Source organism: Halomonas sp. 3A7M (assembly GCF_014897875.1).
Classification (GTDB): domain Bacteria; phylum Pseudomonadota; class Gammaproteobacteria; order Pseudomonadales; family Halomonadaceae; genus Vreelandella.
Genome location: NZ_JABUZD010000074.1, coordinates 57,647 through 73,083 on the forward strand (window position 1 = coordinate 57,647; position 15,437 = coordinate 73,083).

The following is a 15,437-nucleotide window of genomic DNA, read 5'->3' on the forward strand; positions in this document are numbered from 1 at the left end:
TAGCCGTTAAGTTACACGCTGCCCTGGTTCCGCACCGGCATCGGGGGAAAGGAGGTAAATACCTTCTTTGTTAGCAGATGCTAATACCATGCCTTCTGATAAACCGAAGCGCATTTTACGAGGAGCTAAATTAGCCACCATGATTGTCAAGCGGCCCTCAAGTGCTTCTGGTGAATAGGCCGAACGAATACCTGAGAAGACATTACGTGTTTCACCGCCTAAATCCAGCGTAAGCTGGAGCAGCTTGTCAGCACCTTCAACGTACTGTGCCTTAGCAATGCGGGCAATGCGTAAATCAACTTTAGCGAAATCTTCAAAGCTGATTTCTGCCGCAATTGGTTCTTCTGCCAGGGGACCTTTGGGAGTGTTTTTCAGCTTCTGTTCTTCCACTAAATCCTCCTTGGATGCCTCAATCATAGCGTCAATCTTATCCCGTTCAACACGCGTCATTAACGGCTTGAATTTATTGATTGAGTGATTGACTAGTACGGTATTGCGGCTGTCCCAGTCGAGTGATTCAATCGCCAAGAATTCACGTGCTTGTTCGGCCATGGTTGGCACCACAGGCGCAAGGTAGACCATCAATTGGCGGAACAAGTTGATGCCTACTGAGCAGATTTCCAGCACTTCGACGTCACGGCCTTCCTGCTTGGCTAGTGCCCAGGGGGCCTTGTCGGCGATGTACGTATTGGCTTCATCGGCCAATTCCATAATTTTGCGCATGGCCCGGCTAAATTCACGCGCCTCAAAATCGTCAGCAATCTCGTCGCCAGCCGCGATAAAGCGCGCGACCATTTGTGGTTCGGCGCAGTGTTCAGCCAGTTTACCGCCGCCCAGTTTTTTCACAAAGCCGGCGCAGCGGCTGGCGATATTGACAACTTTTCCTACCAGATCAGAATTAACCCGTGCAGAAAAGTCGTCGAGGTTAAGATCCAGGTCATCCACTTTGGACGTTAATTTAGCGGCAAAGTAGTAGCGTAAATACTCTGGATTTAAATGTTCAGCGTAAGTAGCGGCTTTGATGAAAGTGCCACGAGATTTCGACATCTTGGCACCGTCTACAGTTAAGAAACCGTGACAGTTGACCGCAGTCGGCGTACGAAGGTCTGCACCATGCAACATGGCAGGCCAAAACAGGGCGTGGAAATAGACAATATCTTTGCCAATGAAGTGGTAAACCTCTGCATCGGAATCCTTCTTCCAAAAGGTATCGAAGTCGATCCCTTCCCGATCACATAAGTTCTTAAAGCTTGCCAGATAGCCGATGGGGGCATCTAGCCAGACATAGAAGTATTTACCTGGAGCATCGGGAATTTCAAAGCCAAAGTAGGGCGCATCTCGGGAGATGTCCCACTCATTAAAGCCCGACTCGAACCACTCCATCAGCTTGTTACGAATTTGCGGCTGTACATGGCCGTCATTAATCCATTGCTGAAGAAATTCAGCAAAGTCTGGTAGCTTGAAGAAGTAATGCGTAGAGCTACGTACTTCTGGTGTTGCCCCAGAAATAGCGGAGACAGGATTGATTAAGTCAGCAGGCGTGTAAGTGGCACCGCACTTTTCACAGTTATCGCCATATTGATCATCGGCACCACATTTAGGACACGTGCCCTTAATAAAACGGTCAGCTAGGAATAGGCCCTTTTGCGGATCAAACATTTGCTCAATATCGCGGGTGGCAATATGGCCTTTATCACGCAAGCGGGTGTAGATCAGTTCGCTAAAATAGCGGTTTTCTTCTGAATGGGTGGAATGATAGTTATCAAATCCCACGCCAAAGCGGGCGAAATCTTCCTGATGATCTTGGGAAACGCGCTCGATCAGGGCTTCGGGCGTAATACCTTCCTGCTCAGCCCGCAGCATAATGGCAGTGCCGTGGGCGTCGTCGGCACAAACGTAGTAGCACTGCTGTCCACGACTTTTTTGAAAACGCACCCAAATGTCGGTTTGGATGTACTCAAGAAGATGACCCAAGTGAATGGCGCCATTGGCATAAGGAAGCGCGCTTGTCACCAAGATGTTGCGCGGGGCAGTATTTGACATGGTGAATGATAATTCCGGTTAGGCAGTGCAAATAAAGACGGCGAAGTAGGGGTGCGCTTCGCCGGTAACGTCAACATGCTGCTTACAGCTATTTGTCCACTAGTAGAGTGCCTGCTCTTCCTGAACGACTTCACGCAGAAGCTCTAAAAAAAGCTTGTCAGCTTCAGAGTGCTCAGTGGGGTCTTCGGGAATATGGACGCTCGTAGTGTCGGAGATTTCGTTGGCAATTTTGGCCATTACGGCAGGGCTGTTGCCTTCGACTAGCTGCTGTCGTGCAATCGCTAGGGATTGTTCTAAGATTTTTGGGTCTTGGAGCAGCTTGCGAATAAAATCGCGTAGTTCATTAATAATACGTGTTTTTTGAATTTCTGATGCGGACATTGGAGTTCTCCTTAAGACCGCGCTTGAGGGATGTTCAAGCGAGACCAATTAATGCTTTGACCATAGCACTTTTTTAACAGCTGAGCATGGGTTCCTGGAAGCATTGGATGCAGTCTATTGGCTTTTGCTAGCACACTGTTCCAGTACGTTTGCTTCCAGTATGTATGTTTCCATTACGTATGTTTCCAGTACCTGCGCTTTAAAGGCTCAGGCGCCCAGCCTTGTGTTTGACAGGGTTGGCGTATTGTTCCAACCAATAAGGCCGCAACGCTTCAGGTATACTTGCCAGCCGAGCGTTAAAACGCTCTCTGTCTTGACGCGTTATCGTTTTGCGGGCGATCAGTTCTGGTGATTCGCCTAGGGCTTCCAGTGCTAAATAATGGCTAGGAAACAGGCGATAAGCACCGATCACTTGGCGGTCAATTTCCGCTGCCACTTCATCCGGCGTTGCCATATCAGCGCCTACCGGGCTACCAAAGCGCAGTTGTACCCGACCCTTGGGACCGGTGATGCCTGACACAATAGAGCGAATGTCCTCGAATTCGCTTTTCGCGTAGCTTCCTTCGGTAGCGATATCGTGAAGTTCCTGAGCTTTCTGTTGGTCGCAAGGGTCGTATTCGTAGCTAATCGATACCGGCACCAGTTTCAACTCGGCAATGGCATCACCGAATACCATATCCCGGTCAGCGTTGCGTCTGGCCATGGTCAGCATTTTGATGATGGCGGGATCGGTGCGATCAATGCCATTTTTAGCACGACCCTCTCGCTGCGCCATCCAAATAGAGTGCTGATCAACAGTAATTGAGTGACGGATATAGGCTGATAACTGCTGATATGCCGCCAGCATCGCACGCTTGCCTCGGGCGCTGCGCGGTACAATAAAACTTTTATTTAACCGCATCAGATCGGTGACGTAGGGCTTTTTCAGGAGGTTATCTCCGATCGCAATACGCACTGTATCGCGACCCGCCAGATAAAGCGCATAGTTCACAAAGGCGGGGTCTAGCGATATATCGCGATGGTTGCCTATAAACAGGTAAGCGCTGTTGTTATCTAGCTTATCAAGCCCAGAGACTTCGAAGGCATCCGTGGTGGTGCGAATCATGCGCTCCATATAGCTGGCGATCCGCATCTGGAAGTCATATACGGATGTAACGCCCTTTACTTCACGACGGACGGCATGGCCTGCTAAGGCGCGGGCAATGGGAGGCGCCCACTTGGCCATGCGCGGAAGCCTGAACTGAGTCAATGCATTTAAAAGCTCGCTATCATGTGATAGGCGCTCAAGAACATTGGCCACTTCATGATCCATATAGGGGCGAATGTCAGCCCAGGGGTCGTTGGCGGTGTCAGCGTTAAGTGCGTTGTTGTGATGAGTCATGCGATCCGTTGGATATAGGCAGAAATAAACAGTTTATATCAGCAGGCTAACGGCTGAATTAAGCGTCTGGCTGCGTAGCAGCTTCGCGCTGAGCTTCACCACCCAGCCACTCGATTAGGCGAGGAATATCGTCAGAAAGTGCCTGCGCCATCAAAATAAAATCAGTTTCTAAGCGAGCAAGTGCATCATCGCCATCATCTGCGTGATCAGCTTCCTCTATTAATGCATCGCCAAAACGCAATGATTTCAGCGCTAAATCATCATGCAGAACAAAGCTTAAACGACCTTCCAGGCTAACTGCGAGCTTGCTGGCTTGACGTCCGCTTTCAAGCAGTTGCTGGATCTCGTCGCTGTCTAGATCAACTTGGCGAGCGCGCAGCACGCCATCATCGCCTTTGGCTTTTAACTCAACCTGATCCCCTAACACAAGATCAGCAGGGCGGCTTTCCGCTTCGCCCAGCCATTGCGTCATCGCACGGATAGGCAGTGTTTGTGATGTCAGTGGCGTGACTTTCAAGCTACCCAGCGTTTCACGCAGAAGATCCAGTACATCTTCTGCCCGTGTACGAGAGCTGGCATTGACGCCAATTAATTGATGACGCGTATCCCACCATAAATCGATCTTCTGACTGCGAACAAATGCGCGGGGCATTAGTTCCTCAGTGACTTGCTCTTTCAGCGCCGTTTTTTCTTTGCGCGTCACCTTGCGTCCTTCGCTGGCTTCGATATCAGCGACTTTATCGTCCACTTCCTCTTTTACTACAGATGCAGGAAGCAAGCGCTCTTGGCGCAGGGCTGAAAGTAGTCGGTGGCCTTGGATTTCATGCAGCCGCTGACCACCACCCAGTCGTCCTGCCGGGGCTGTCCACCCTAAGCGACGTGCATCCGCATTACCTAGCGGCTTGGCTGCATGCTCGTCGAGTGCATTCGCAAGTGTATCGCTATCAAGCTCAGGGGCGCCGTGAAGGCGGTATAAATGTAGGTGCTTAAACCACATGTCACCAATCCTATTTAAAAGGTGGCACATTATGGCGAAACCAAGCCTTTCCTACCAGCGCCTTAGGGGATTGCCTTGTTGTTGCACTGGTTTAAAACTTGTGTTTGATTTGAAGGGTTTTGTGAATGGTTAACAGATTTTTAGAAATGGGGGTGTTATGTCTACAGCAATATCCAGTGTTGCTCTGCGAGTGCGTGGTTACCATTTAGACGGCTACGGTCACGTCAACAACGCGCGCTATCTTGAATTTATGGAAGAGGGGCGCTGGGCTTTTTTTGATGACCATCCGCGCCTGATAAATCAACTTCATAAGGCAGGCCGAGCGTTTGTCGTGGTCAATTTGAATATTGATTATCGAGCGGCCGCTGTTCAGAACGATGATTTGCAGATTATGACCGGCATAGTAGACGTGGGTGATCGTAGCGCGATTTGCCATCATCGAATTGTGCGTCAAGACGGCGTACTGGTTGCTCAGGCAGATTTGACCTTTGTGCTGCTAGATGTGAAGGCGAATAAGGCCGCTCCTATTGAAGGAGACGTGCGAGAGGTGTTTGAGGGGCTTGTGGTCGATAAAGACGCCTTTTTAGCGTAAAGCGTAATGCCGTTGCCACTGACTGCCCATGGTGCTTATGCAGTGGTATGATGGTGCTGACTCTGCGCGCCGCCTTGTTGTGGTATCAAGGGCGGCTTTTTTAAGCGCTTTCAACTCTCGCAGTGCCAATGCAGTGCAAAGGATCTGACTTTCATGGGTGACATCGCCAGAGAAATCTTGCCCGTCAATATTGAAGACGAGCTTAAACAGTCGTACCTCGACTACGCGATGAGTGTCATTATCGGTCGCGCTCTTCCCGATGTGCGTGACGGCCTCAAGCCTGTTCACCGGCGCGTGCTTTTTGCCATGCACGAGCTGAGCAACGATTGGAATAAACCGTACAAGAAGTCGGCGCGTGTCGTCGGCGATGTCATCGGTAAATACCATCCGCATGGTGATAGTGCGGTGTATGACACTATCGTTCGTATGGCCCAGCACTTTTCCATGCGTCACGTACTGGTGGATGGTCAGGGTAACTTTGGTTCTATTGACGGTGATAACGCGGCCGCCATGCGTTACACCGAGGTGCGCATGGCGCGCCTTGCCCACGAGCTGCTAGCTGACCTGGAAAAAGATACCGTCGATTGGGTCGATAACTACGACGGCACCGAACGTATTCCTGCCGTGCTACCAACCAAAGTTCCTAACCTGTTAATCAATGGGTCATCAGGGATTGCGGTGGGCATGGCGACCAATATCCCGCCCCATAACATGCGGGAAATAATTGATGGTTGTCTGGCGTTAATTGATGATTACACGCTCACCGTTGATGACCTCATGCAGTACATTCCAGGGCCAGATTTCCCTACCGGGGGCATTATCAATGGTCGCGCGGGTATTTTAGATGCTTACCGCACCGGGCGTGGGCGTATCTATGTGCGTGCCTGCCATACGATTGAGCATGATGATAAGAGTGGTCGAGATCACATTATTATCACTGAACTGCCTTACCAGGTGAATAAAGCGCGATTGATCGAGAAAATCGCTGAGCTGGTAAAAGAGAAGAAAATCGAGGGTATTGCTGAGCTCCGCGATGAGTCGGATAAAGACGGCCTGCGCGTGGTGATTGAGATCAAACGCGGCGAGTCAGGTGATGTCGTCGTCAACAACTTGTTTGCGCAAACACAATTGCAAAATGTGTTTGGGATTAACATGGTAGCGCTGGAAAACGGCCAGCCACGCACTCTTAACCTCAAAGAGATGCTTGAGGCGTTTATTCGCCATCGCCGCGAAGTTGTTACTCGCCGTACCTTGTATGAGTTGAAAAAAGCCCGTGAGCGTGGTCATTTGTTGGAGGGTTTGGCAGTTGCCATCTCCAATATTGATGAAGTGATCGAGCTGATTAAGGCATCTCCCAATGCCTCTGAAGCGCGTGAAAAACTGTTGGCTAAAACGTGGCAGCCCGGACAGGTTACCGCGATGCTGGAACGTGCTGGCGCAACCTCATGCAAGCCTGAAGAGCTGGATGAAGGGTTTGGTCTAAATACGGCGGCGACGGAATATCGACTGTCGCCGGCGCAGGCTCAAGCAATTCTAGAGCTTCGTCTGCATCGCCTAACAGGTCTTGAAACCGAGAAGCTGTTAGACGAATACCTGTCGATTCTTGAGAAAATCGCCGAATTTACGACCATCCTGGCGTCTCCAGATCGTCTGATGGAAGTCATCCGAGAAGAGCTGCATGCTGTACGTGAGCAGTATGGCGATGACCGCCGTACGGAAATTCAGGCGAGCCACCTTGATTTGTCGATTGAAGATCTCATCGCTGAAGAAGATATGGTGGTCACTGTTTCCCGCTCAGGCTACGCCAAGACTCAGCCGTTGTCTGATTATCAGGCACAACGCCGTGGTGGGCGAGGTAAGTCAGCCACCGCGATGAAAGATGAAGACGTTATCGAGCACCTGTTGGTCGCATCTACCCATGACACCGTGCTGCTGTTCTCTAACCGAGGCAAGGTGTATTGGCTGAAAGTCTATGAGATGCCGAACGCCAGTCGTGGTTCTCGGGGCAAGCCGCTGGTCAATATGCTGCCGCTTGAAGAAGGCGAAGCCGTCAACGCCATTTTGCCAGTGCGTGATTACGATCCTGAGCACTACATTTTCTTTGCCACGGCGAAAGGTACCGTTAAACGTACCAGTCTTGAGCAATTCTCTCGCCCACGTAGTGTTGGCTTGATCGCCATTGATTTGGAAGAGGGCGACCGTTTGGTGGGGGCTGCTATTACGTCTGGCTCTGATCACGCCATGTTGCTTTCCTCCAACGGTAAGGCGATCCGCTTCGAAGAAGGCAATGTGCGCGCCATGGGCCGTACCGCCCGTGGTGTACGCGGTATGCGCCTGGCGGGGGATGCTGAAGTTATTAGCTTGATCATTCCTAAGAGCCAACAAATTGACGCAGAAGATGACGCCGATGTAGATGCTGATACCCAGCTTGTCGCGGCCGAGAATGCTCAAGCTGAAGGACAGATCTATATTCTCACGGCCAGTGAGAATGGTTACGGTAAGCGTACGCGCCTAGAAGAATTCCCGCTGCGTGGTCGTGGTGGGCAGGGCGTTATTGCCATGCAAACCAGCGAGCGTAACGGCGCTCTAGTGGCCGCAATGCAAGTCTATGACAGCGATGAAATGATGCTGATCACTGATCGTGGCACCTTGGTGCGTACTCGGGTTGAGGAAGTGTCAACGACCTCGCGAAATACTCAGGGCGTTATGCTGATTCGCCTGGGTAAAGAAGAAAAACTAGTTAAAACTGTCCGTGTGGATGAGCCTGCCGAAATAGATGAGCTTGAGTCAGATAGTTCAGAAGCAGACGCTCTAGACACCGGTGCGATTGATACCGATGTCGTCGATAGCGATGCTGTTGATCCCGGCAAGCCAGATAACGCTGACGATGGCGAACAGGAACAGGGAACCGATGACACGTCATTATAACTTTTGTGCAGGGCCAGCGGCCCTGCCTGTTGCCGTGCTTGAACGTGCGCGCAACGAACTGCTGGACTTTCAAGGGCGTGGCTTGTCTGTAATGGAGATGAGTCATCGCAGTGATGAATTTGTCGCTATTGCTGATCGAGCAGAAGCAGATCTGCGTCATTTGCTGGATATTCCCAGTAATTACAAAGTGCTCTTCTTGCAGGGCGGAGCCAGCATGCAGTTTGCGATGCTGCCGATGAATTTGCTTGGTCAAGGGGGATGCGCCAATTTTATCCAAACGGGCATTTGGGGTAAAAAGGCGATTAGTGAAGCCCGGCGGTTAGGGTTTAGCTGTCATATGGCAGCGTGCAGTGAAGTCAATGGTCATACAGCGGTGCCTGATGAACATGCATTGGCGATTAGCAGCGATGCCGCCTATTTGCATTACACCTCAAATGAAACCATCGGTGGCTTAGAGTTCGACTACACGCCAAGGGTGCAACGTGCAGATGGCGCGGATGTACCTTTGGTTTGCGATATGTCGTCGAACATTCTGTCCGGCCCTATTGATGTGACGCAGTTTGGAGTGATTTACGCGGGGGCTCAGAAAAACATTGGCCCGGCTGGCTTAACCTTGGTCGCTATTCGTGATGACTTGCTCGGCAAAGCGCCTAGCTCCATTCCGTCACTGTTTGACTATCAAATGCTTGCGGACGCAGGCTCTATGGTCAACACGCCGCCAACGTTTGCATGGTACTTGGCTGGCCTTGTTTTCCAGTGGTTAAAAGATGACATCGGTGGCTTAGAGGTGATGGATGACATTAACCGGCGCAAAGCGCAGAAGCTTTACGCCGCTATTGATGCCAGTGATTTTTATACTAATCCGATTGCCAGCCGTAACCGTTCCCGCATGAATGTTCCGTTTGTGCTGGCCGACAGCAGTTTAGACAGCGTATTCCTGCAAGAAGCTGACGAGGCGGGGCTTCTTAACCTAAAGGGCCATCGTAGTGTTGGCGGCATGCGTGCGAGTTTATATAACGCGGTGCCTGAAGAGGCCGTTGACGCGCTAATCGCCTTTATGGCGGATTTTGAACAACGAAGAGGCTAACCATCATGTCCGATACGCCAATTAAATTAGACGACTTACGTCAACGTATCGACCAGTTGGATGGCGATATTCTGCGCTTGATTAGTGAGCGCGCCAACTGCGCCCAGCAGGTGGCACACGTTAAGCTTGCTCAAGATAAAGACGCCGTATTTTATCGTCCTGAGCGGGAGGCGCAGGTGCTGCGCCGCATTATGTCGTTGAATCCTGGCCCGCTAGACTCAGAAGAGATGGCGAGGCTGTTCCGCGAGATTATGTCGGCGTGCCTTGCGCTGGAGCAGCCAGTCAAAGTTGCCTACCTAGGCCCAGAGGGTACATTTACCCAGCAGGCGGCGCTTAAGCACTTTGGTGAGAGCGCTGTCAGTATGCCGATGGCAGCGATTGATGAAGTCTTTCGTGAAGTAGAGGCAGGTGCTGTTCATTATGGGGTGGTGCCGGTAGAGAACTCCACCGAAGGGGTTGTCAATCATACGCTCGACACCTTTATGGACTCGTCTATCAAGATCTGCGGTGAAGTGGTGCTACGCATTCACCACCACCTGCTAATTAGTGAAACCACGCGTCGGGATAAGGTCTCACGCATCTATTCCCACCCTCAATCGTTTGGCCAGTGCCGTAAATGGCTTGATGCTCACTATCCCCACGCTGAGCGGGTGCCAGTTTCCTCTAACGCAGAAGCTGCCAAGCTGGTCAAAACAGAGTGGCACAGTGCAGCAATTGCCGGAGATATGGCGGCCAAACTGTATGGTCTAGAGCGCATTGCCGAAAAGATTGAAGATCGCCCTGATAATTCCACGCGCTTTCTGATTATTGGTAATCAAGATGTGCCGATATCTGGCGAGGATAAAACCTCAATTGTTGTCGCTATGCGTAACCAGCCCGGTGCACTGCATGATCTGTTGGAACCGTTCCATCGTCACCGCATTGATTTAACGCGGATCGAAACACGGCCTTCGCGGACTGGTGTTTGGAATTATGTGTTCTTTATCGATTTCAAAGGGCATCGGGATGAGCCGCAGGTAGCGGCAGTGCTCGAAGAAGTAAGACTACGTGCTTCTGAGCTGCGTGTGCTTGGCTCCTATCCTCTAGGCGTGCTGTGACGGAGTGTGCTGTGCAAGCGTTGGAATCTAGCGCTGGAGTTCGCTCATCTTGCCAAGAGTCGCACCTACTGATTGTTGGCCTTGGCTTGATCGGAGGGTCGCTGGCCGCCGCGCTACGGCACTCAGGTTTCAAAGGGCATATTTCAGCGTGTGACCCCAATGCGTCAGAAATCGCCTTGGGGATTGATTTAGGATTGATAGATCATGGCGGTTCGCAGCTAGCAGAACTGCTTGATGACGTCTCTATGGTGATTTTGGCTGTACCGGTATTGGCCATGGAGAGTGTGATGACCACCCTGGCAGGTTCGCTTCACCGTGCGTCTAAAAACGTGGTGATTACCGATGTGGGCAGCACGAAAGCGACGATCCGTGACTGTGCTGTGCGTGCCTTCGGGGAAATGCCCCCTACAGTGGTGCTAGGTCATCCTATTGCAGGCTCTGAAAAAAGTGGTGTTGCTGCAGCAGACCCCGCCCTCTATATCAATCACAAAGTGATACTAACGCCGGAGCCGAATGTCGACGCAGGAGCGCTTGCGCGGGTTGAGGCGTTGTGGTCTGCCGCTGGCGCAGACGTACTGCAAATGAGTGTAGAGCGGCACGACCAAGTGTTGGCGCGTACCAGTCATTTGCCGCATTTACTGGCATTTTCGTTGGTCGATACGCTGGCACGTCAAGACGAGCGGCTAGAAATCTTTCGCTATGCAGCCGGCGGGTTTCGTGATTTTACCCGTATCGCGGGCAGCGACCCTGTTATGTGGCGAGATATCTTTATTGCCAACCGGGACGCCGTCTTGTCGTCGTTAGATGATTTTGAGGCGGGGCTTACTCGGTTGCGGAAGGCGGTGGAAAGTGGCGATAGCGATGCCCTTATTGCAACGTTTGATCGTGCCAGTCATGCACGCCATTATTTTGATACGTTATTGAATAAAACCAGCTATCAGGCGGAATATCATATGCAACCACACGGTAAAGTGACTTATCGGGTGCAGCCGGGCGGCCAGGCGCAAGGCCGTCTGCGTGTGCCGGGCGATAAATCAATGTCCCATCGCTCCATCATGCTGGGTGCTCTGGCGGAGGGAGTCACCGAGGTTAAAGGGTTTCTTGAAGGTGAGGACAGTCTTGCGACACTGCAGTCTTTTCGTGAAATGGGTGTTGCCATTGAAGGGCCATATCAGGGGCGGGTTACTATTCATGGCGTAGGGATGCATGGCTTGAAAGCTCCGGCAGGCCCTCTGTACGTGGGTAATTCAGGTACTGCCATGCGCCTGTTTGCGGGATTATTGGCAGGCCAAGCGTTTGATAGTGAGCTAACCGGTGACGAGTCGTTAACCAAGCGGCCAATGGGGCGTGTTGCTGACCCTCTGCGTTTGATGGGTGCGACTATCGACACCGCTGAAGGTGGCCGCCCGCCACTCAGGATCAAAGGTGGCGCCGCATTGCAGGGTATTTACTACGACATGCCCATGGCCAGTGCGCAGGTGAAATCCTGCTTGCTGTTAGCCGGTATGTACGCCGAAGGTGAAACTCGCGTGCGTGAGCCAGCGCCTACTCGCGATCACACCGAGCGTATGCTTAATGGTTTTGGCTACGAGGTCTCGCGCGAGGGCGATACTTGCTGGCTTCAAGGTGGCGGTAAGCTGACGGCAGGCCCGATAGATGTCCCTTCTGATATTTCTTCTGCCACGTTCTTCCTCGTCGCTGCGGCAATTACGCCAGGGGCTGACATTACCCTTGAGCACGTGGGTATCAACCCTACGCGCGTTGGTGTGATTAACATCCTCAGCCTGATGGGCGCTGACTTAACGCTTGAAAATGAGCACGAGGTAGGCGGTGAGCCGGTGGCGGATATCCGTATTCGCTATGCGCCATTAAAAGGGATTGATATCCCGGTTGATCAAGTACCGCTTGCCATTGATGAATTCCCTGCACTATTTATCGCGGCTGCTAACGCGCAAGGCAAAACGCGCTTGCGCGGTGCTGAAGAGCTGCGGGTCAAAGAGTCTGATCGGATTCAGGCAATGGCCGATGGGCTGGCGATACTAGGCGTTGAACACACAGTTGTTGAAGATGGTATTGATATTGTTGGCAATGCTGACGATGCCGTGGCGAGCTATGGCGGTGGTCGTATTGATAGCTTAGGTGATCACCGTATTGCCATGGCGTTTGCAATAGCCTCTTTGCGTGCAAGCGATGAGATTATTATTGATGACTGCGCTAATGTGGCCACTTCTTTCCCTGATTTTGTGACCTTGGCGCAGCGTATCGGCATGCAGGTAAGTGTGGAGGGAGCTAATGCCGATTAACGCCCCTGTGCTAACGATTGACGGACCAGGTGGTGCAGGTAAAGGCACCATCAGTGGGTTGGTCGCCGAACGCCTGGGGTGGCACCTGTTAGACAGTGGGGCGCTTTATCGGCTTACTGCTCAGGCAGCTTTAAAGCATAATGTGGCGTTGGATGATGAGGCGTCGTTGGCATTGCTTGCTGCGCAGCTTGATGTCGCTTTCCCAGTACAAGGTGGGCAATCTCAAACGCTTTTAGAAGGTGAAGACGTTTCCCGAGCGATACGCACAGAGCAGGCTGGTGAGCGCGCATCCCGTGTGGCGGCGCTACCGCAAGTTCGTGAAGCATTGCTTCAGCGTCAGCGAGATTTTCAACAACCGCCAGGCCTGGTAGCCGACGGCCGTGATATGGGAACCGTCGTGTTCCCTGATGCGCCATTAAAAATTTTTCTGACTGCAAGTGCGCAGGAGCGGGCTCGGCGTAGGCATCTACAGTTGCAGGAAGCCGGGGTGGATGCTAGTCTATCGAGTCTTTTAAAGGAGATTCAGGCACGCGATGCACGCGATACGCAGCGCAGTGTGGCTCCTCTCAAGCCGGCAGATGATGCCATAACGCTTGATACCACATGCCTGAGCATACCGGAAGTGGTTGATCAGTTGACCGAATTACTAGACCAACGTGGCATAGTAAGCGGCAGTTGATTCTCCCTTGCGGCGTTTTTGGAAAGGTGTCACGACGTGGCAGGGCGATAACTCCATATCAGAGAGCCCGGTCAGGTCTAACCAGCGCTAACACCTCCAAAAGCTGAATGACATTAGGCCCGTACTTGCTGGTGGTACGGAGAAGGCATTTATGCCTCAACAACGTTGATCACGTAGGAAAACCATGAGCGAAAGCTTTGCTGAACTGTTTGAACAGTCTCTTAACGACATCAACATGGAGCCAGGCGCAATTGTCGCGGCTCAGGTTGTCGACATTGACGGTGACTGGGTTACCGTTAACGCTGGTCTGAAATCTGAAGGTCAGATCCCTGCGTCACAATTCCGCGATGAGAACGGTGAACTGACCATCGCTATCGGTGACGACGTGCACGTTGCACTTGAAGCCGTAGAAGATGGCTTCGGTGAAACGCGTCTGTCCCGTGAAAAAGCCAAGCGCGCAGAAGCTTGGAAGATTCTGGAAGCAGCCTTCGAGAAAGACGAAGTCGTCAAGGGCGTGATCAACGGTAAGGTCAAAGGCGGCTTCACCGTCGACGTCGACTCTATCCGTGCCTTCTTGCCGGGCTCTCTGGTTGACGTTCGTCCGGTTCGTGATACTGCGCACCTGGAAAACAAAGAGCTAGACTTCAAAGTCATCAAGCTTGACCCGAAGCGCAACAACGTCGTTGTTTCGCGTCGTGCTGTATTGGAAGCTGAAAACAGTGCTGAGCGTGAAGCACTGCTGGCAACCCTGCAGGAAGGTCAGCAAATCAAAGGTATCGTTAAGAACCTGACTGATTACGGTGCCTTCGTTGATCTCGGCGGCGTTGATGGTCTGCTGCACATCACTGATATGGCGTGGAAGCGCATCAAGCATCCGTCCGAAATCGTTGCTGTTGGCGACGAAATCAACGTCAAAGTGCTGAAGTTTGACCGTGAGCGTAACCGCGTATCACTAGGTCTTAAGCAGCTGGGTGAAGATCCTTGGGTCAACATCAAAGACCGTTACCCGGAAGGCACCAAAGTGCACGCAGTTGTCACTAATCTGACTGACTACGGCTGCTTTGCTGAGCTGGAAGAGGGCGTCGAAGGTCTGGTTCACGTTTCAGAAATGGACTGGACTAACAAGAATATCCATCCGTCTAAAGTTGTCCAAGTGGGCGACGATGTTGACGTTATGGTTCTTGACATCGATGAAGAGCGTCGTCGTATTTCTCTGGGTATCAAGCAGTGTACTGCTAACCCATGGGAAACTTTCAACGCTGAATACAACAAGGGCGACCGTGTTTCAGGTACCATCAAGTCAATCACTGACTTCGGTATCTTTATCGGCCTTGAAGGCGGTATTGATGGTCTGGTTCACCTGTCCGATATCTCTTGGACAGAAACTGGCGAAGAAGCCGTCCGTAACTTCAAGAAAGGTGACGAAGCTGAAGCCGTTATTCTTTCAATCGATCCTGAGCGTGAGCGTATCTCCTTAGGTATTAAGCAAATGGATTCCGATCCAGTAGCTGAATATCTGTCGGTTAACGACAAAGGTAGCATCGTTACAGGCCGTATCGTAGAAGTTGATGCCAAAGAAGCACACGTTGAGCTAGCGACTGATGTTGTTGCTATCCTCAAGGCGTCTGAAATCAGTGCTGATCGCATTGAAGATGCCCGTAACGTGCTGAATGAAGGCGATAGCATTGAAGCGCGTATCGTAAGCGTTGATCGTAAGAGCCGTCAGATCAGTCTGTCGGTTAAAGCGAAAGAGCAAGATGATACTCGTCAAAATCTGAAGAAGCTGCGTGATCAAGAGCCGGAAGCAGGTGGTCCGACCACTATCGGTGATCTAATCAAACAGCAGATGGGCCAAGACTAATTAAGTAGTTGATAGTCTTGAAAAACGCCGCCCTAATGGGCGGCGTTTTTTGTTTGCCCGGCGAAGCCGGCAACCCCGGACACCTGAA

Annotated in this window: 11 protein-coding genes; 7 read left to right on the top strand and 4 right to left on the bottom strand. The window is 51.7% G+C overall.

From position 1 onward, the window contains the following. Positions 1 to 6: 6 nt before the first annotated feature. The 4 genes from metG to INT19_RS06685 form a co-directional block, all read right to left on the bottom strand. The gene (gene metG / locus INT19_RS06670; protein ID WP_193060192.1) at positions 7 to 2,043 is read right to left on the bottom strand and encodes a methionine--tRNA ligase; all 2,037 of its coding nucleotides are present in this window, start codon (positions 2,041 to 2,043) and stop codon (positions 7 to 9) included. Between the two features lie 99 nt (positions 2,044 to 2,142). After that, the gene (locus INT19_RS06675; protein ID WP_038484684.1) at positions 2,143 to 2,424 is read right to left on the bottom strand and encodes a hypothetical protein; all 282 of its coding nucleotides are present in this window, start codon (positions 2,422 to 2,424) and stop codon (positions 2,143 to 2,145) included. 199 nt (positions 2,425 to 2,623) lie between these two features. Then, positions 2,624 to 3,805 carry a 1-acyl-sn-glycerol-3-phosphate acyltransferase gene (locus INT19_RS06680; protein WP_193060193.1) on the bottom strand — a complete coding sequence of 394 codons (1,182 nt, stop codon included), beginning with the start codon at positions 3,803 to 3,805 and terminating at the stop codon, positions 2,624 to 2,626. A 58-nt stretch (positions 3,806 to 3,863) separates the two neighbouring features. Then, entirely contained in the window at positions 3,864 to 4,802 is a 939-nt protein-coding gene (locus INT19_RS06685) for a recombination-associated protein RdgC (protein WP_193060194.1), read from the bottom strand. A 157-nt stretch (positions 4,803 to 4,959) separates the two neighbouring features. On the opposite strand from INT19_RS06685, the gene INT19_RS06690 reads away from it, so the two are divergent. The 7 genes from INT19_RS06690 (at position 4,960) to rpsA (ending at position 15,349) form a co-directional block, all read left to right on the top strand. Next, a complete protein-coding gene (locus tag INT19_RS06690; protein ID WP_089038447.1) occupies positions 4,960 to 5,394 on the top strand; it encodes an acyl-CoA thioesterase in 435 nt (144 codons plus the stop codon). A 153-nt stretch (positions 5,395 to 5,547) separates the two neighbouring features. Next, on the top strand, positions 5,548 to 8,322 hold the full coding sequence (gene gyrA, locus INT19_RS06695) for a DNA gyrase subunit A (RefSeq protein ID WP_193060195.1): 2,775 nt from the start codon (positions 5,548 to 5,550) through the stop codon (positions 8,320 to 8,322). Then, positions 8,306 to 9,409, top strand: coding sequence for a 3-phosphoserine/phosphohydroxythreonine transaminase (gene serC, locus INT19_RS06700; protein WP_193060196.1), 1,104 nt, complete (start codon positions 8,306 to 8,308; stop codon positions 9,407 to 9,409). Before gyrA ends, serC begins: the two co-directional genes overlap by 17 nt. A 5-nt stretch (positions 9,410 to 9,414) precedes the next feature. Further along, entirely contained in the window at positions 9,415 to 10,506 is a 1,092-nt protein-coding gene (gene pheA, locus INT19_RS06705; protein WP_089038444.1) for a prephenate dehydratase, read from the top strand. Positions 10,507 to 10,517: 11 nt separating this feature from the next. Beyond that, positions 10,518 to 12,809, top strand: a complete 2,292-nt coding sequence (locus INT19_RS06710) for a bifunctional prephenate dehydrogenase/3-phosphoshikimate 1-carboxyvinyltransferase (RefSeq protein ID WP_193060197.1) — start codon at positions 10,518 to 10,520, stop codon at positions 12,807 to 12,809. Next, on the top strand, positions 12,799 to 13,488 hold the full coding sequence (gene cmk / locus INT19_RS06715) for a (d)CMP kinase (RefSeq protein WP_193060198.1): 690 nt from the start codon (positions 12,799 to 12,801) through the stop codon (positions 13,486 to 13,488). Before INT19_RS06710 ends, cmk begins: the two co-directional genes overlap by 11 nt. A 184-nt stretch (positions 13,489 to 13,672) precedes the next feature. After that, positions 13,673 to 15,349, top strand: a complete 1,677-nt coding sequence (gene rpsA / locus INT19_RS06720; protein WP_089038441.1) for a 30S ribosomal protein S1 — start codon at positions 13,673 to 13,675, stop codon at positions 15,347 to 15,349. Positions 15,350 to 15,437 lie beyond the last annotated feature (88 nt).

What these genes read in the sequence shown, in the direction of transcription:
- INT19_RS06680 (WP_193060193.1), bottom strand. Translation starts at nt 3,805, where the DNA reads ATGACTCATCACAACAACGCACTTAACGCTGACACCGCCAACGACCCC.
- INT19_RS06690 (WP_089038447.1), top strand. Translation starts at nt 4,960, where the DNA reads ATGTCTACAGCAATATCCAGTGTTGCTCTGCGAGTGCGTGGTTACCAT.
- cmk (WP_193060198.1), top strand. Translation starts at nt 12,799, where the DNA reads ATGCCGATTAACGCCCCTGTGCTAACGATTGACGGACCAGGTGGTGCA.
- INT19_RS06675 (WP_038484684.1), bottom strand. Translation starts at nt 2,424, where the DNA reads ATGTCCGCATCAGAAATTCAAAAAACACGTATTATTAATGAACTACGC.
- gyrA (WP_193060195.1), top strand. Translation starts at nt 5,548, where the DNA reads ATGGGTGACATCGCCAGAGAAATCTTGCCCGTCAATATTGAAGACGAG.
- rpsA (WP_089038441.1), top strand. Translation starts at nt 13,673, where the DNA reads ATGAGCGAAAGCTTTGCTGAACTGTTTGAACAGTCTCTTAACGACATC.
- serC (WP_193060196.1), top strand. Translation starts at nt 8,306, where the DNA reads ATGACACGTCATTATAACTTTTGTGCAGGGCCAGCGGCCCTGCCTGTT.
- pheA (WP_089038444.1), top strand. Translation starts at nt 9,415, where the DNA reads ATGTCCGATACGCCAATTAAATTAGACGACTTACGTCAACGTATCGAC.
- INT19_RS06685 (WP_193060194.1), bottom strand. Translation starts at nt 4,802, where the DNA reads ATGTGGTTTAAGCACCTACATTTATACCGCCTTCACGGCGCCCCTGAG.
- metG (WP_193060192.1), bottom strand. Translation starts at nt 2,043, where the DNA reads ATGTCAAATACTGCCCCGCGCAACATCTTGGTGACAAGCGCGCTTCCT.